This is a genomic window from Erythrobacter sp. JB1-7 (genome assembly GCF_057365015.1).
The window spans coordinates 2,186,051-2,202,534 of record NZ_CP200291.1; the positions used below are offsets into that span (position 1 = coordinate 2,186,051).

The window sequence follows — 16,484 nt, forward strand, 5'->3', positions numbered from 1 at the left end:
GATGCGACCCGTTTTTCAGGAGGAATTGACCCGATGAAAAACCCGAAGATTTTCGCCGCTGTTAAGTGCATTGGACTGGGGCTTGGACTTTGCCTTGGACTGGGCCTTACCGCTGCGTCACCCGCCGCTGCGTGCCAGGGGCCGCAGTTCGAAAGCCGATTTGTGCTGTTCAGCGCGCAGCAACAGACCGAAATCCCCGAAGGCATGGTACAATACCGGGTGCGCATCACGCCCAATTCGCTGCGCAATGTGCATTACCGCGATCTGATCGATGTACATCTGATGGCCGATACGCCCCAAGAAACGGGCAAAATCGAACGAGCGACCGGCCGTCTGAAAATCGTAAAACCTGTGGGGACGAGTTGCAGCTCCGTCGCTGTGCCGGAACCGGGCGTTTATTACGTTGTGGGCTCGCTCGCGCTGGATCAGGCAGGCAATCCTGTGCAGATCAATGGCGGGAAATTGTTCCGCCCCCAATTCACCTCCCGCAAGGCCTATCCAGACTTTTCCGAGCAATGAGCAAGATGAACGATATGGCAGGTGCAGCGCCGATAAAGGCGGCGGGATGATGACTTATACCATTCGTCATCCTGAACTCGTTTCAGGATCCATCACCGGCGCGGCGCTGTTGCAAGGGCGCAAAGCCCAATTCACAGGCCAGATCTCGCCAATGGGGATTGCCCCCTTCAATCAAGTTTATCTTCCACTGCCTGCGCCAGTTCTTCAATTGCTTTTCTCTGATGATGGCAGGCTCCATCGTCTCAAACCGTTCAAAATGGACAAGCCGGTGAACGCGATACCGCTTCGTGAAGCTATCTGTGGCACCGCTTCTATGCTGAGCAAGTCGCGCCATCAAATCAGACGTAACGCCAGTATAAAGCGTTTCGCGATAGCCGCTGGCAAGGATGTACGTGCAGGGTTCGAGGTGGCGCTTCATCTCACCTGTATTGTTTCGCGATGGGTCCTGAAACAAGTTCAGGATGACGGTGGAGGGATTAAAGTACTGTCATGACTGACGATCTGCCCATTCATTCCCCCGATCCGCAAATCGGTGATCCAGACACCGCGCTCAGGCCTAAATCGCTCTCCGAATTTATCGGACAGGAAGCCGCACGCGACAATTTGGCAGTGTTTATCCAGTCGGCCAAATCGCGCGGCGAGGCGATGGATCATACGCTGTTTTTTGGCCCGCCCGGCCTTGGCAAGACGACGCTGGCGCAGATCGTTGCGGGGGAATTGGGCGTGGGATTTCGCGCCACGTCCGGCCCCGTAATTGCAAAAGCGGGCGATCTGGCGGCATTGCTGACCAATCTTGAACCGCATGACGTGCTGTTTATTGATGAAATTCATCGGTTGAACCCGGTTGTTGAGGAAGTGCTGTACCCCGCGATGGAGGACCGCGCGCTCGATATCATCATTGGCGAAGGGCCATCGGCGCGCAGTGTGCGGATTGATCTGCCGCCGTTCACGCTGATCGGGGCGACGACGCGCCAAGGGCTGCTCACCACGCCGTTGCGCGATCGGTTTGGCATTCCGGTGCGATTGCAATTCTACTCCCATGAAGAGCTGGAACAGGTGGTGACGCGCGGCGCCCGGCTGCTGGGGCTCGCGATTGACGCAGATGGCGCGCGTGAGATTGCGCGGCGTTCGCGCGGGACACCGCGTGTGGCGGGGCGGTTATTGCGCCGGGTCCGCGATTTTGCGCAGGTTGCAGGGACCGGCACCGTGACGCGCGCAGGCGCTGACGATGCGCTGACCCGGCTGGAGATTGACCGGCTGGGTTTGGACGCGATGGACCGCAAATATCTCACCATGATCGCCGCCACTTACAAAGGCGGCCCGGTGGGGGTGGAAACGCTGGCAGCAGGGCTGGCGGAACCGCGCGATACGGTGGAGGATGTGGTGGAACCTTACCTCATCCAGCTGGGTCTGCTCGCACGCACCGCGCGGGGGCGCGTGCTGAATGATGCGGGCTGGGAGCATCTTGAGATGACGCCTGTGAAACGCGCAGGCGATGATGCGAATCGCTCTGCGCCCGGATTGTTCGGCGATAGCGTCAAATAGGCCGCGCAAATGTTGCGCCCGTGTAAAATGGCTAAATGAAAGCTAACCCAGCAGTGTCAATTCGGGACAAGCGGACGTAAAATCACGGTAATTCGCGATTTTTGAGGAGCCGAGGCGGCCTAAATATGGTTAAACACATTGCGGTGTAATGCGAGGTGGAGGCATTACAGCGTTGGAACAGGCGTCGGTATAGGTCCGCTATATCAAGCCTCCAATAGGCAAATAAGGTTTTTAGTTATGTCGTTCAAACTGGCTGCTGCAAAGCTCTCCGCCGCCGTCGCAGGTGTCGCTCTTATCCAGGGCGGTGCTGTTCGTGTGGCTGAGCCGTTGAACACGGATGATCCGCAATACACCACCAATCTGGATGTGCCGCGCGACGGGACGAAGCTTCAACCGCTTCCGAATGAACCGCGCTATATCAAGACGCGCGAACGGGTGATCCCTGAACAGCGCCGCCGGATTGTGGAACGCACAGTGGAATGCCAGCCTTTGGCGCCCGGCGTTGTCGCGGCATCGGCTCCGCTGCCTGCCGGCGCGAGCCAGGCCTATTACGATCCGATTGAATGCCCGCCGATTGCGCAGGTTGCCTACGCACCTGCACCGCTTCCCCCGCTTCCTCCCGTACAAGGCGGCGGCGGCTTTGGCGCTGCGCCCGTGATTGTTGGCGGCAGCGGCGGCTTTGGCGGCGGGTTCGGTGGCGGCTTTGGCGGCGGCTTCTTTGGCGGCGGTGGCTCGTCATCGGGCGATGTCACGGTCAACAACATCACCAATACCGGCGAGCCTGTAAGCTCAACCAGCGGCGGCACAACCACCACCACGACCAGCGGCGGGACAACCACCAGCACGGGCGGTGAAGATGGCGATGGTATCAACATCAATATCAACATCGACAATTCGACCTCGACAGGCGCTGTCAGCTCCTCAACTGGCGACGTCTCATCGAGCACAGGTGCGGTTTCCACCTCGACATCAACGGGGGCGGTTTCCAGCTCTACGGGCGCGGTGAGCAGTTCAACTGGCGCAGTCTCTAGCTCAACAGGCGATGTCTCCAGCTCCACTGGTGCAGTGTCCAGTTCAACCGGCGCGGTTTCCAGCTCAACTGGGGCCGTGACATCGAGCACGGGTGCGGTTTCCAGCTCGTCTTCCTCGTCCAGCTCCAGCTCTTCATCGAGCAGCAGCTCCTCATCGTCCTCCAGCTCGACGAGCGGCGGCGGTGACAACACCAGTTCGTCGGGTGGTTCATCCAGCTCAGGCGGCTCAAGCACATCGTCAAGCGGCGGTTCCAGCGGCGGCGATACCAGCACATCGGGCGGCGCGAGCAGTTCTTCGAGCTCTTCAGGCGGCTCCAGCTCCTCATCGAGCGGCGGTGACACCTCAACCTCGGGCGGCGCAACCAGCACGTCGGGCGGTTCGAGCACTTCGGGCGGTTCGAGCACCACCTCTTCAGGCGGCGCGACCAGCGGCGGGACCAGCTCCGGCGATATGACAAGCTCAACCAGTTCTTCGTCCAGCTCCAGCAGCACCTCGACATCGACCTCTTCGTCGGGTTCCAGCTCGGGTGCATCCAGCTCCGGCGGGTCTACTTCGGGCGGAAGCACCACCAGCGGCGGCAGCAGTTCGGGCGCGACATCGACCAGCACTTCGACGTCGACCTCCAGCTCAACATCGTCGACTTCAGGCGGCACGACCACATCATCCAGCGGCGGCACCGAAGTGCCAGCTCCGCCGATGATGATCCTGTTCGGCGCAGCCGCGGCAGCGATCCTGGGCCGCAAGAAATTCGGTGTAAAAGGCGGTAGCGAAGGCGCAGCCGCTTAAGAGTACGGGCACACCAACACAGAAAAGGGCGGCTTTCCTCACGGAACAGCCGCCCTTTCTTTTGCACGCAATCCTATTGCTGGCTTGTACGTTCCGTTTGTGAGAGTTGCGCTTGAAGCTGAGCCATTGGCGTTGTTCCCACCCAAGCCACATCGGCTGTCGTAACAGTATCGCCCAGCTCCCAGACATTGCCATAGCCGTAGCCGATTAAATTGATGAATGTCGGGATGTTCAGAGCGAGGGATGCGATCTTAAGCCTGATCGGCGGCACATTGTCGCTGAAATTGTTGTTGCAATAGATCAAAATTTTGCGGCCTTTGTTTTCGCCGATCACTTCGCGCAACTTATCTTGTGTAAAGTCAGAGAAGGGCAGGTTCACCGCACCATCTATGTGCCCCAACTCAAATGCGGCGACGGATCGCGTGTCCAGGATGAGTGTATCAGTTTCGGCCGCATGAGCCTTGAAATCTGCGAGCGACAAAAGGCGTTCCTGCCTGATGGAGGCAACCTCGCTTGTCAGCAGTTCAAAGCCTGCATAATCAATTTCTTGCGCTTCGCTTACCTGATCCTGTGCAGTCAGCGACACCGCTAAGGCCGCAGACAAAGCTGCACCAGCTATCAAAACCGTGTTTATCATTGAAACCTCCTGACCTTAGGGAAAGTCATGGGGTGTCCAGTATGTAAGATTGATGAATATAGGGTCGATCCGCGCTTTAGCGGCAAGGGTAGGGGGGCTATTCTTTACCCGGAACAATCAGCGTCTTGCTCGAAGACTTCCAAGCAAGAATGCCGCCTTCAAGGTGTGTGGCGGGCTTACCAGTGTGCGCGGCAATCTTTTCGCCGACAAGACTGGAACGCCGGCCTGATCGGCAATAAAGGACGATCTCCCGATCATCTTGTGAGGCGACCTCGGCAGGATCGAAGCGATCCATTGCGATATGCTCTGCGCCGGGGATGATGCCTTCGGCAACTTCCTCAAGGGTGCGAACATCAATCAGCCGGATGTTCTCATTTGCCAATCTCTCAGCCAAATCATCAGCGCTGATTTCGATGAGCTGTCCGTTGTTTGTGCCAATTTCTGAGCCGGTTTGGCTCAGGCCTTCGCGCACTTCCAATTTTGCTGCCGCCGCCAATTCGGGAAACGGAAGAATGTCAGGAACGGTGTCCGTTTCATCCGATTGCGGCGCGCAAGCAGCAAGGGCGAGGCCCATTCCCGCACTTGCGATGAGAAAAGCGCGCCGCTTCATCGGTTTACGCTGCCAGTTTGCGCAAAACGTAATGGAGGATGCCGCCATTGCGGTAATATTCCATCTCGTTTGCGGTATCGATCCGGCAGAGCGCGGTGAAAGTGAAGCTGGTGCCATCGGCGCGGGTCGCTTCGATCTCGATATCTTGGCCGGGCGTGAGATCCGCGAGGCCTTTGATCGAGAATGTGCAATCCGCGTCCAAGTTCAGCGTTTCGCGTGTATCGCCGCCTTTGAATTGCAGTGGCAAAACGCCCATGCCGACAAGGTTTGACCGGTGAATGCGTTCAAAGCTTTCAACGATAACCGCGCGCACACCCAAAAGGATCGTGCCTTTGGCTGCCCAATCGCGCGATGAGCCCGTGCCATATTCCTTGCCGCCAACGACGATCAACGGCGTTCCATCAGCCTTGTGCTTCATCGCCGCGTCATAGATCGGCATTTGCTCGCCATTATAGACGGTTTCGCCGCCTTCAACGCCGGGGACCATTTCGTTTTTGATGCGGATATTGGCGAAAGTGCCGCGCATCATCACGTCATGGTTGCCGCGGCGCGAGCCGTAGGAGTTGAAGTCCTTCTTCGCGACCTGATTGGAGTTCAAATAAGAACCAGCAGGGCTGTCTTCCTTGATCGCGCCAGCAGGCGAGATGTGATCGGTTGTGACAGAATCGCCAAGGATCGCGAGCGGTTTGGCATCCACAATATCTTCAACCGGCGCAGGCTCCATGCCCATGCCCTCAAAGTAAGGTGGGTTCGCAACATAGGTGCTGCCAGCGCGCCACTGATAGGTGTCGGATGGTTCCACCGTGATCGCCTGCCAGTGCTCATCGCCATCATAGACATTGGCATAGCGGGTTTCGAACATAGACCGGTCAATATTGGCCGCGCGGTGTTCTGCAATCTCGGCATTGGAAGGCCACAGATCGGCGAGCATCACGTCATTGCCGTCCTGGTCCTGGCCCAAAGGCGTTGTGGTGATGTCTTCGGTAACGGTGCCTTTGAGCGCGTAGGCCACCACGAGCGGAGGGCTTGCCAAGAAGTTCGCGCGCACGTCTTGCGAAACGCGGCCTTCGAAATTGCGGTTTCCTGAAAGGACGGATGCCGCGACAATGTCATTGCCATTGATCGCTTTGCTGATCGGCGCAGCCAGCGGGCCTGAGTTACCGATACAGGTGGTGCAGCCATAGCCGACAAGGTCAAAACCGATCGCGTCCAGATCATCCTGAAGGCCCGATTTCACAAGGTAATCCGTGACAACTTGGCTTCCGGGCGCGAGCGAGGTTTTCACCCAAGGCTTTGGCAGCATCCCGCGCTCATTGGCTTTTTTCGCCACCAGACCTGCAGCAATCAGCACGTCGGGGTTGGATGTGTTGGTGCAGCTGGTGATCGCCGCAATCACCACATCGCCATCGCCAATATCATGCGCGGTGTCATCCACGCCAACACGGACGGGGGCGTCTTTCTTGTAGACCGTCTTCAGATCACCGTTGAACAGCTCGTCCACTTCGGGAAGGATCACGCGGTCTTGCGGACGCTTTGGCCCGGCAAGGCTTGGGACAACCGACGACACATCGAGCGACAATGTGTTGGTGAACACCGGCTCGTGCGCAGGGTCAAACCACATGCCTTGCGCTTTGGCATAGGCTTCAACCAGAGCGAGGTTTTCCTCTGAGCGGCCCGTCAGGCGCATGTAATCGATGGTCTTGTCATCAATGCCGAAGAAGCCGCAAGTGGCGCCGTATTCGGGCGCCATATTGGCGATGGTTGCGCGGTCTGCCAGAGTGAGGTTGGCAACGCCTTCGCCGTAAAATTCCACAAAGCGGCCCACAACGCCCACTTCGCGCAGCATTTGGACGCAGGTAAGAACAAGGTCGGTGGCGGTCACGCCTTCGGCCATTTTGCCGGTCAGTTTGAAGCCGACAACTTCGGGGATCAGCATCGAAATCGGCTGGCCCAGCATCGCGGCTTCCGCCTCGATCCCGCCAACGCCCCAGCCCAGAACGCCAAGGCCGTTGATCATCGTGGTGTGGCTGTCTGTGCCAACGCATGTGTCAGGATAGGCGACCATTTCGCCGTTTTCATCCGCGCTCGACCAGATGCCTTGCGCGATGTGTTCTAGGTTCACCTGGTGGCAGATGCCGGTGCCGGGAGGGACAGCGGAGAAGTTTTCAAACGACTTTGAACCCCATTTCAGGAAATCATAGCGTTCCGCATTGCGCTCATACTCGAGCGCCATATTCGCTTCCATCGCCTGCGGGTGACCAAATTCATCGACCATGACTGAGTGATCGATCACGAGATTGACGGGCACCTGCGGATTGATCTTTTGGGTATCACCGCCCAATTCCTTGATCGCATCGCGCATGGCTGCGAGATCAACAACGCAAGGGACGCCGGTGAAATCTTGCAGGAGGACGCGCGCCGGGCGGTACTGGATTTCATTGCCGGTTTTGGGGTTTTTCTGCCAATCGACAATCGCCTGAATATGCTCGCGCCCGACGGTGAAACCTTCGTCTTCGAACCGGAGCAGATTTTCGAGCAGAACTTTCATGGAATTCGGCAGTTTGGAGACATCGCCCAATTGCGCCGCAGCTTTGTCGAGCGAATAATAGGCGTATTGCGTACCGTTTACGTCAAGCGTTGAACGGGTGGCGAGCGTGTCCTTGCCGATGGCTGTCATAGCGTCGAATATCCCTTATTTCTCATCAGATGCGCATAAACCGCCAATTGATCCCAGCGGCGCGAATTTGCCCGATTCACCTGCGCGTTCACACGCAAGAGGTCAAGTGGGTCTGATGCGGATGAGGACCAATTGCGCCATGTTACCAGAGTTTACTACCGCTTTGCGCCGTCATCGCGGTAATGCGGTCGCGATTGTTGGGCGATAAAGGAGGGCTGGACCCATGAACAAGCAGGATACCGCGCAAACTCATGCTGAAAGCATGAAAGCGGGCATTTTTGCTGCAATCATGATGGTCTCCTTTTGCTTTACAATTGCCATTACGGTGTCGGGGAGCGCGCCTGCTGCGGCAAACTCCGAGCTGGAAACGGCTGAGCGGCAGCCATGATGGCCTCCTTTCGGAGTCGCAATTAGTTGAGGAAGAATTCACGTTTCCGCCCCTGACCCAAGGAAGCGTGATGCCGGGGCGGCTAGTCTATCCCAGCTGCTCCGGCTTTTCCTCTTTCGCTGCTTGCGCGGCGATCCAGCATCCCGTGACAATCAAGGCTGTGCCAGCAAGCGTTGGCCATGTGACCTGTTCGCGAAAGAACAACCAGCCGAAAATGCTCGCCCAGACAAAGCCTGAATATTCTATTGGCACCAGCACTTGGGCCTGCGCGCGGGCATAGGCCCATGCAATCGCCATCGCGCCAAGCACAGTCAACAATCCCGCAGCCCCGATCCCGCCCAGCGTTTCGGCAGGCGGCATTGCCCATAGAAATGGCGCAAAGACAAGCAGCACCAGCCCCCCGATTCCGCTGTGAAAGGTCGCAATCTCAATCGGGCCTGCCAGCTGCGATTGCCGCCGGATCACTACGAAATTGTAAGCATAAAGCAGCGCCGAGACCATCAAAGCAGCCATCCCCCAGGCCGCATCCTGGCTGAACTGACCCGCGCCGATCCGCCCGCCAACAATCACCAGCGTGCCTGCAAATCCCAGCATGCTGGCAAATATCGCCGTGCGCCGGATTTCCTCACCCAGCAAAATCCGGGCGAGATACAGCGCTATCAAAGGCGCGATAAAGCTCAACGCAATCGCTTCGGCGAGCGGCAATTTGGTGAGCGCAAAGAAGAAACTGAGCGCCATAAAGGCAGAGATAACGCCGCGTTCGATATGCAGCTTCATCACGCTGCGCGCCGGCCATTTCGGGCGCTGGACAAGCCAGACCGGCGCAATGATGCAGATGGCGGCAGCCGATCGCAGAATGGTGGCGGAATAAGCGCCAGCGGCAAGCGCGGCCTCTTTCATATAGGCATCCATCAGCGACAAAAACCCAACCCCTGCAAAAGCGGCAAGAGCGGCCAGTGCCGGAGTGGTCTTGGCGAGGGGGCTGGGAGGCATACTGCCCCCTATCGCGGAGCGCGCTCAAGGTCACGCGCCAAGCTCAACACTGGCCCCGTATGCGTGCTTTTCCAATTCCGCCAGAACTGTGCAGGATTCAGCCCCCGTAAAGGCATTGTGGTTGATAGTGGCTGTAAACAGGGGGTAGAGTGCGCGCGTGAAAACGGGTTTGGCACTCACAAACCCCCATATGACTTTGCAAAACGGGTAATAAGCAATGCGCAATTGGATCGGCAAATTGAACGGCACTTTCGCGGCGACGGCATTGATCGGCGCGGCCTCTGTTGCAGCCACAGGAACAGCGTTGGCGCAGGACAATGCTGGCGAGCAGAATGCAGCAGGCGATGATGCTGCCGCTGCCCCCGCTATGATCTCCGAACCTATCGTGCAGGGCGGGCTGGAACCCGCTGCGCCGCTCGTGCAGGAATGGAGCATTGCCAATGCGCAAAGCCTGATTGCCGTCATCGAAGGGATTGGCGCAGAAGGGCTTGATCCAGCCGATTATGACATTCAGGCGCTGCAAACCGCGATTGCCTCTGCGCCGTCGGCTGAACTCAACCAGATTGCGTCTAAAAACTTTGGCTGGCTGGTCGAAGATCTGCGCGATGGCCGCACGCCGATGGATGCGCGCGAACAATGGTTCGTGGTCGATCCTGACCGCGAAACCTATCGCACTGGCGACCTGCTGGCGAAAGCGCTGGCATCGGGCGATATTGCGGGCACTTTGATGGGGCTGAACCCGGTTCATCCCGATTACGCCGAATTAAAGGCCGCGCTGGCAGCCACGGCGGAAACCGACACAGCCAAACGCAAGCTGATCCGCGCCAATATGGATCGCTGGCGCTGGCTCGGGCGCGATCTGGGCAAGGTTTATCTGATGTCCAATGTGCCCGAATATCAGCTGCGGCTGACCGTGGGCAACAAGATCATCAAGAGCTACCGGACCATCGTCGGTAAACCCGGCCGCACCGCGACCCCGCAATTGGCAGAGGATGTTTCAGGCGTGGTGTTCAACCCCACTTGGACCGTTCCCCAGTCCATCGTCAAAGGCGAAGGGCTGGGCCAGCGCGTGCTCAGCAATCCCGGCTGGGCAAAGGCAAAGGGATATAAGGCAACGCGCGGCGCAAATGGTTGGATTTCGGTGGTGCAACAGCCCGGCCCGACCAATTCGCTGGGCCGGATGAAGCTGGAGATGCCCAATCGCCACGCGATTTTCTTCCATGATACGCCGTCGCGCCATCTGTTCGCTCGCGAGAACCGCGCGCTCAGCCATGGCTGCATCCGCACCGAAAGCGCGTTGGAAGTGGCGATGATGGTGGCGATCCTTGGCAAAGGCGCAACCAAGGAAGAAGCGGTCGAAATCTCCACTTCAGGCAAATACACTAAGGTGATGAACGAGCGTAAAGTGCCGGCGTATATAACCTATTTCACCATGGCGACCGATGTGAATGGCGAAATGGCGACGTTCAAGGATATCTACAACCGCGATGCGCCCGTGCTCGCGAGCCTCGACAAACCCCGCGAACGCGATCGCAGCTATGAAATTACCGACGAGGTGATTGTGATTGAGAATAACCCGCTGGCGGGGGATTAAGTTTCGCCATGGTTCAATGGACTAAAGCTACGCGAAGTAATGATAGCTTGGCGGTAAAAATAGCCAGCCGGAATTGCGTAGACTGCGATTAGCGCAACCAGATGAAAATTATCTATCGGTTCGCTAGCGGCCAAACCTCCAAAAATCTGGTAAGTCGCAAACGCTCCGGCTCCGATTGCTGTCACAATTGCCGTGATTGATGATCGCGGTATCTCGATTTTTTCTCTTAGCCATAACGCAACAGGGGCGCCAATCGCTGTGATGTAGAACGCGCAAAATGCTGCCCCGATACTGATTGCTATAATCAAAACCAAAGCAGTTCCGACGAGACCCGAAAAAGCTTGAGATATTGCAGAAAATTCTATGCCGTCGCCGGTGACCGCGGCAAATCCAATGACATAGAGAACTGAGAGCGTGCTTCCGATAAAGGAAGCCTGAAAGCTTGCGGGCAAGATGCCTACTAGCACCGATCCAACATCAAGCTCGAACTTTGCAGTACTCGGCCGATAAACCAAACCCTAAAACGTCCCCGGCGCATATCTTTGCGCTGCTGTCGGCTGATCGGGGCGCAGCGTTTCATATTGCGGCCCGCGCGCCAGGCTGCCGTCTTCCATCAGGCCCAAACTGTCGGCATAAATCATCCGCCCGCCTGATAGCTGCAACAGCGCTTTCCTGAAATCCTCTGCCCCAAGCGCGAAACAGCCATTGGAGCGGCCCAGCCGCCCCCAGCGCGCCACATGCGATGGCTCTGCATATTTGGCCTGGTGCATCACGATATAGCGGCGCAAGGCAGCCTCATTCGTGGGGTCTAGCCCGCCCAGACGCACCGATGTGCCATAGCGGCCCTGATACCATTCCCACGTCACATAGGCGCCCTTGCTTGTCGCATTGGACCCTTCGACATTGGAGTAATTGTTGAGCCAGCCATCATGTTCAGGATCAGACCCGCGCCCATGGGCGACATGATAGCTTTCCACCTCTTCGTAATTCAGATTGACGAAGTGAAAGCGCGGCAGCGCAGAATGCAGGCCGTAATCGGCAATGCCAACAATATCGCGTTTCCAGATATTGTCGCCCACCCGCGCCAGTTCGCGCGCGGCAATTTCGAACAATTTGCGATCTCGCACAGACCCCTTGGCAGGCTGTGCGGCCAGTTTGGCAGGCAAAGCGGCAGGCAGCGATAACGCGGCTCCTGCGGCCAAAGCACCTTTAAGACAATCGCGTCGGTTCATAATCTACCAATATATAGCCCAGTGATGAGGTTCCCGTGAACGGAAAATAGGTCCACCTTGCACAGGTATTTTCCCAGATCGGGACATTTACGCGGCAAGCTCTCCTTCATGGATCGCTTTGGCTTTCATCCCAAGCTTGATGACGCCGGGCATATTGTCGCGGATTTTTGCGCCGACTTGGCTGAATTGGGCAAGGCGCGGATCGCCTTCCGCCATCATTTTGGCAATGGCTGGCCCTGTCGGATGCAAGCGGCTGCGCGCATTAAAGGCGTTGGTTTTCTCATTGCCGGACAGGATTGCCGTGCTCATCAAATTGGACATCACCGCATAGGGATAGGTGTCTGTCGTATCGGTCAGCGGAGCAGGGGGCAGCAGATTGTTCTTTTCCGCATCGGTTTCAAAATTCGCTTCCACAAAGGCGGCCAGCGCGGCGGAATAGGGGACGAATGGGGCCTGCGCGAGTTGCAGGGTTATCCGGTCGCCATCGAAGAACGGGCGAATGTTGCCGCGCGCTTCAAACGGGACGGCGCTGGCGGTGCAATCGATAAAGAGCGTATTGCCGGGCACGCTCGCTACGGTTCCGCCAAAGTGCATAGTGCCCGGCGCGATGCGGGTCACGCGGCCTTGGCGATGAACCTGCGTAATGCCTTGCAGCAGCGCAACCTCAGCCTCTGAAATGACGGCAAAGTGGAACATTTTGGGCGTGATTTGCGGATCAAGCCGCAGCATCACCCCCCGCTCACCCAATTGCGCGAACATCTCATCACCGGTTTCAGCCGCATTGGCGGCTTCAACCAAGGCGACCTGAAATTCGATCAAGCCTTCCAGATTGGCATGGGCAGGCTGCAACAGCTTGCGGTTGAACATCCAGCTATCGCGCGGGCGCACCCAGCCGATGGAATCCGGCTTAACGCCCGCCTCCAGCAGCCATACGCCTGTATCCATCGCGGTTTTGCCGCCGCCAATAATGACATAGTGATCGGGCAGATTATCGGCCTGTTGCCACAAAGCGGGCAAATCACCGGGCGTTGCAAACCGGGTGCCTGGCTCAATTTCAAAAGCAGGTTTGTGTGTCGCAGGAACGCTGGTTTTGAAGAATGTGCCATCCACCAGCTTGCGCCGGACGGTGATGGTGGTCTCTTCGCCGGACAAAATGCCTTTGACCCGGTGCGTGCCTGCTTCGCCGCCCTCATAGGCAGTGAGCGGGTGATAGGATACGCGCCCGCTCGGGATCAGCCGGTCCATCATCAGCGTGTGATAATAAGCGAGGATTTCCGCATGCTTGGCCAGCGGATACATGCCCGCATTGTGGCCCTGTGTGTCCACCCGGTCGGGGCACATCTCCATCGAATTGACGCCGTATGTTGCGCTGGGCTGGTGCAAAGCGACAAAGGGATAGGCATCGTTCCAATGCCCGCCGGGCCGCGCGTGTTTGTCAACGATGGTGATGTGACAATCGGGATCTTCATCAAGCAGCGTATCGGCAAAAGCCAATCCGACAGCGCCTGCGCCAATCACGAGATAATCGGTTTCCAGCTCAGCCATATCGCGTCTATCCTGTCTTTATAGTGCGCTGATGCGCTGCGATGCTGCTAGGCGAAATGCGATATGGGGGAAAGTGAAATGGTTGCAGATAACCTTGCGAAAATGGGTCCGCCGCTGTTGCTTGCGGCGCTGTTTGGAGCGTTGTTTGGATCACTGGGCGGCTGCGCGTCGGCTGTCGGCGGGCCTGAAAGCGCGCCGGCCGCGGCGCAAGCGGCTCCTGCGGCCAGCACGGCTGAACCAGCTGCACCGGCTTACCCGCTTGCCAAGCCGCTAACGGTCGCGCCTGCGCCCCAAATCGAATACCGCAAACTTGCGATCACTCGTAGCAGCCGCACGGACACGCCCAGCACAGTCACAGTCGAAGCCGCTGAAATGCCCGCGCAGCCCACCAAAATCCTCGACCCCGCCATGGCAGAGCGGCTGTTCGGCAACACTGGCATCACCGTGCAATGGATTGGCTGGGAGGAACGCGGGCCCACCTGGGTTGCGGTGGATGAGGATGGCTATTGGCTGCTTATGGGCGGGCAAGAGGGGGCACCTGGCGAACGCATGGAGATCGAAGGGTTCATCACCGAAATCGGCACCGATTATTTTATCTATGACGGGACGATCAAAATCCTGGGCGCGCCCAATGCTGACCGGCTTTGCAATATGAGCAAAAGGGGTTGGCGGTTTGGCATCACGCAGAACCGCAAATATTGGCGGCTGCGCGAATTTGAATGGTGCGATCGTCTCACCGATTACATCGACATCTACTTTTAGTAGGTAGCGATAACCGGCGTTAATCCGCGCGCATAATCATCTCATCGTTCGAAATTTCAACCGCGCCGATCTGCGACAGATAGGATTGGCCCAGCAGCGATATGCCAAGCCCGCGCGGGATCACGACCGCTTCGACATTGCGCCTGACCATGCCGCCTATTTCCACCTCGCGCAGAGTGACCGGAACGCCGTAAACCGCCCCGCTTGCACCGGATCCGATATGGCGGACATCGCCGTCATTCCAATGCACGCCCGCCGATCTTGCATCATCCGCTGTCAGGGCGATCACCGATGCGCCGGTATCAACCAGCATGCGCATGCGCGCGCCATCAATGCTGGCGGCGGCATAGAAATGCCCATCGCCTTCGCGCGAAAGAGTGTGCTCCCCGCCAAAACTGCCGCTGCCTGATTTCGACGCAAATGTCTTGTTGCCTGACCCTGTGAAAGGCTCAGATGAAGACCCGGAAAACGGTGATGAGCTTGCAGATGATGGGGCTGGGGCGGCTCCTTCGCCAGCGTCATCACCCGAAGGCACAACCAGCACCGCAAAGCCGCAGATTGCCGCAGCCAATATGATCACCCGTTCAAGCATCGTAGCGCCGTTTTAGGGCGCGAAGCTTAAGGCACTCTAAAGCGTTTCTTTATTCGCGCGGTCACCTGTCAGCGCGCCAAGCGGAAAGGCAGCATTCACTTGCGCCATCGTCAGCATGGAGCGCGCATGGCGAGCGGCGACCTCATGCGGATCGCCATATCCGCCGCCTAGCGCGGATGCGATTGCCACGCCGCGTGCGCGCACCTCTTGCGCCACATAGGCATCGCGCCGGGCAAGTCCTTCATCCGTAAGCGCCAGCCGCCCCAGCCTGTCATCCCGGTGCGGATCAACGCCCGCCTGGTACAGCACCAGATCGGGCGCGGCATCATCCAGCATGCGTGGCAGGTGCCTTTGGAGCTCTGCCATATAGCCATCATCATCCAGCCCATCGGGCAAAGGCACATCGCAATCAGAGCGCGCTTTTCGCACCGGGAAATTGCGCTCTGCATGAAGCGACAGAGTGACGATATCCTCGCGCCCGGCGGTCAGGCTGGCCGTGCCATCGCCCTGATGCACATCAAGATCGACGATCAGGATGGAGCGCGCATCGCCTTGTGCGATCAAGCGGTTGGAAGCGACCGCCAGATCGTTGAACACGCAATATCCCGCGCCGGTATTGCTCAGCGCGTGATGGCTGCCCGCCGCTGAGTTTGCGGCATAGCCGTGCCGCATCGCAAGCTTTGCCGCCAGCCATGTGCCGCCATTGGTGTGGCGCACGCGGTCTCTGATACGCTCCGTCACTGGAAAGCCGATACGGCGTTCCTTTTCGGGCGGAACTTGGGCGGTGAAGACCTCTTCGACATAGGCCGGGTCATGCACTGCTTCGAGCCAATCGCGCGGCATGGGGAGAGGCGCGTGCTCGGTCATCGCTTCTCCGCTCGCCCGCAATTCCTCCATCACAAGCTGATACTTGTCGAACTTGAACGTGCCCCGCGTTGGTTGGGGTGCCATGTAGTCGGCATGATGGACGACGTGCAGCATTGGGGAAGGCCCTGGTTGAAGAGCGCAGTAATGTCTTGACGTTGGTGAACCACGCGAATGATAGCCACCCGACTTTCCAGCTCAAAAAATTTGTATAGGATCAAAAATCCCTCTTTACCGACCGATCGGATACTAGGCGCTAAATCCGAACGTATCCGGCCCATTTTAGGCGTTTCGCCAAGCAAACGAACCGCTGCATCAAAGGCGCGTACTTTTCGTTCAGCGGCTTTTTCATCGTAGGTCGCGTAGTAATCCCAGATTCTTTCAAGGTCATTTTCGGCGGCAGACGACCACTCAATGTGAAAGGTCATTGACCTTCCATTTTCCTCAATCGCTTACGTGAAATCAGCGTCTCAACGCCATTGTAAGGTCGATACCCGCTCGCTTCACCTTCTGCGATCAGCGATTGCAGTTCAGCAATGGTGGCTTCTTTTTTTGCTTGTGCTCTTTCCAATTGCGTAAAGCTTCGCGCACGACTTCGCTGGTGGATGCGTAATCTCCGGTGGCAACGGCTTTTTGCACGTCGGCCAGCAATTCTTCGGTTAGCGATACGGAGATTTTTTCGATTTTGCCCATAGGTCTATTGGTAGC

19 protein-coding genes are annotated in these 16,484 nt (G+C 57.8%); 6 read left to right on the forward strand and 13 right to left on the reverse strand.

From position 1 onward, the window contains the following. Positions 1–33 precede the first annotated feature (33 nt). The 3 genes from AC0V6W_RS10650 to ruvB are packed head-to-tail and all read left to right on the forward strand — an operon-like array spanning position 34 to position 2,064. A complete protein-coding gene (locus tag AC0V6W_RS10650; RefSeq protein ID WP_486149823.1) occupies positions 34–519 on the forward strand; it encodes a hypothetical protein in 486 nt (161 codons plus the stop codon). 46 nt (positions 520–565) lie between these two features. Further along, the gene (locus AC0V6W_RS10655) at positions 566–1,012 is read left to right on the forward strand and encodes a hypothetical protein (protein ID WP_486149825.1); all 447 of its coding nucleotides are present in this window, start codon (positions 566–568) and stop codon (positions 1,010–1,012) included. Continuing rightward, entirely contained in the window at positions 1,009–2,064 is a 1,056-nt protein-coding gene (ruvB, locus tag AC0V6W_RS10660) for a Holliday junction branch migration DNA helicase RuvB (protein ID WP_486149827.1), read from the forward strand. Before AC0V6W_RS10655 ends, ruvB begins: the two co-directional genes overlap by 4 nt. A gap of 587 nt (positions 2,065–2,651) precedes the next feature. On the opposite strand, the gene AC0V6W_RS10665 is transcribed toward ruvB, so the two are convergent. From AC0V6W_RS10665 to acnA, 4 genes are all read right to left on the reverse strand, one after another. Then, on the reverse strand, positions 2,652–3,773 hold the full coding sequence (locus AC0V6W_RS10665) for a hypothetical protein (RefSeq protein WP_486149829.1): 1,122 nt from the start codon (positions 3,771–3,773) through the stop codon (positions 2,652–2,654). 182 nt (positions 3,774–3,955) lie between these two features. Continuing rightward, positions 3,956–4,519, reverse strand: a complete 564-nt coding sequence (locus tag AC0V6W_RS10670; protein ID WP_486149831.1) for a rhodanese-like domain-containing protein — start codon at positions 4,517–4,519, stop codon at positions 3,956–3,958. 97 nt (positions 4,520–4,616) lie between these two features. After that, positions 4,617–5,177 (reverse strand): rhodanese-like domain-containing protein, encoded by a 561-nt coding sequence (locus tag AC0V6W_RS10675; RefSeq protein WP_486149833.1) that lies wholly within the window; start codon positions 5,175–5,177, stop codon positions 4,617–4,619. Next, entirely contained in the window at positions 5,134–7,806 is a 2,673-nt protein-coding gene (gene acnA, locus AC0V6W_RS10680) for an aconitate hydratase AcnA (protein WP_486149835.1), read from the reverse strand. The genes AC0V6W_RS10675 and acnA overlap by 44 nt, the downstream gene beginning before the upstream one ends. A gap of 223 nt (positions 7,807–8,029) precedes the next feature. Here acnA and AC0V6W_RS10685 point away from each other — a divergent pair, with 223 nt between their 5' ends. Next, positions 8,030–8,194, forward strand: a complete 165-nt coding sequence (locus AC0V6W_RS10685) for a hypothetical protein (RefSeq protein WP_486149837.1) — start codon at positions 8,030–8,032, stop codon at positions 8,192–8,194. A gap of 87 nt (positions 8,195–8,281) precedes the next feature. On the opposite strand, the gene AC0V6W_RS10690 is transcribed toward AC0V6W_RS10685, so the two are convergent. Together AC0V6W_RS10690 and AC0V6W_RS10695 are read right to left on the reverse strand one after the other, a co-directional pair. Continuing rightward, the gene (locus tag AC0V6W_RS10690) at positions 8,282–9,187 is read right to left on the reverse strand and encodes a DMT family transporter (RefSeq protein ID WP_486149839.1); all 906 of its coding nucleotides are present in this window, start codon (positions 9,185–9,187) and stop codon (positions 8,282–8,284) included. A gap of 30 nt (positions 9,188–9,217) precedes the next feature. Then, positions 9,218–9,367 (reverse strand): hypothetical protein, encoded by a 150-nt coding sequence (locus tag AC0V6W_RS10695; protein WP_486149841.1) that lies wholly within the window; start codon positions 9,365–9,367, stop codon positions 9,218–9,220. A gap of 37 nt (positions 9,368–9,404) precedes the next feature. Here AC0V6W_RS10695 and AC0V6W_RS10700 point away from each other — a divergent pair, with 37 nt between their 5' ends. Continuing rightward, positions 9,405–10,781, forward strand: a complete 1,377-nt coding sequence (locus AC0V6W_RS10700) for a L,D-transpeptidase family protein (RefSeq protein ID WP_486149843.1) — start codon at positions 9,405–9,407, stop codon at positions 10,779–10,781. Here the strand turns inward: AC0V6W_RS10700 and AC0V6W_RS10705 are convergent. The 3 genes from AC0V6W_RS10705 to AC0V6W_RS10715 form a co-directional block, all read right to left on the reverse strand. Then, on the reverse strand, positions 10,778–11,296 hold the full coding sequence (locus AC0V6W_RS10705) for a hypothetical protein (protein WP_486149845.1): 519 nt from the start codon (positions 11,294–11,296) through the stop codon (positions 10,778–10,780). The genes AC0V6W_RS10700 and AC0V6W_RS10705 overlap by 4 nt on opposite strands. A 3-nt stretch (positions 11,297–11,299) precedes the next feature. After that, complete coding sequence (locus tag AC0V6W_RS10710; protein WP_486149847.1) at positions 11,300–12,013, reverse strand: murein L,D-transpeptidase catalytic domain-containing protein; 714 nt, start codon at positions 12,011–12,013, stop codon at positions 11,300–11,302. Between the two features lie 87 nt (positions 12,014–12,100). Next, positions 12,101–13,558 carry an NAD(P)-binding protein gene (locus AC0V6W_RS10715; RefSeq protein WP_486149849.1) on the reverse strand — a complete coding sequence of 486 codons (1,458 nt, stop codon included), beginning with the start codon at positions 13,556–13,558 and terminating at the stop codon, positions 12,101–12,103. Positions 13,559–13,636: 78 nt separating this feature from the next. Between AC0V6W_RS10715 and AC0V6W_RS10720 the strand changes: the two genes are divergently transcribed. Next, a complete protein-coding gene (locus tag AC0V6W_RS10720; protein WP_486149851.1) occupies positions 13,637–14,320 on the forward strand; it encodes a hypothetical protein in 684 nt (227 codons plus the stop codon). Between the two features lie 19 nt (positions 14,321–14,339). On the opposite strand, the gene AC0V6W_RS10725 is transcribed toward AC0V6W_RS10720, so the two are convergent. The 4 genes from AC0V6W_RS10725 to AC0V6W_RS10740 all read right to left on the reverse strand — a co-directional run bounded on the left by AC0V6W_RS10725 (position 14,340) and on the right by AC0V6W_RS10740 (position 16,469). Beyond that, complete coding sequence (locus AC0V6W_RS10725; RefSeq protein WP_486149853.1) at positions 14,340–14,912, reverse strand: retropepsin-like aspartic protease family protein; 573 nt, start codon at positions 14,910–14,912, stop codon at positions 14,340–14,342. 36 nt (positions 14,913–14,948) lie between these two features. Continuing rightward, positions 14,949–15,863: a histone deacetylase family protein gene (locus AC0V6W_RS10730; protein WP_486149855.1), complete on the reverse strand. Its 915-nt coding sequence runs from the start codon at positions 15,861–15,863 to the stop codon at positions 14,949–14,951. Then, positions 15,809–16,204, reverse strand: a complete 396-nt coding sequence (locus tag AC0V6W_RS10735) for a type II toxin-antitoxin system RelE/ParE family toxin (RefSeq protein ID WP_486149857.1) — start codon at positions 16,202–16,204, stop codon at positions 15,809–15,811. The genes AC0V6W_RS10730 and AC0V6W_RS10735 overlap by 55 nt, the downstream gene beginning before the upstream one ends. 88 nt (positions 16,205–16,292) lie before the next feature. Continuing rightward, positions 16,293–16,469 (reverse strand): ribbon-helix-helix domain-containing protein, encoded by a 177-nt coding sequence (locus AC0V6W_RS10740; protein ID WP_486149859.1) that lies wholly within the window; start codon positions 16,467–16,469, stop codon positions 16,293–16,295. Positions 16,470–16,484: the final 15 nt, after the last annotated feature.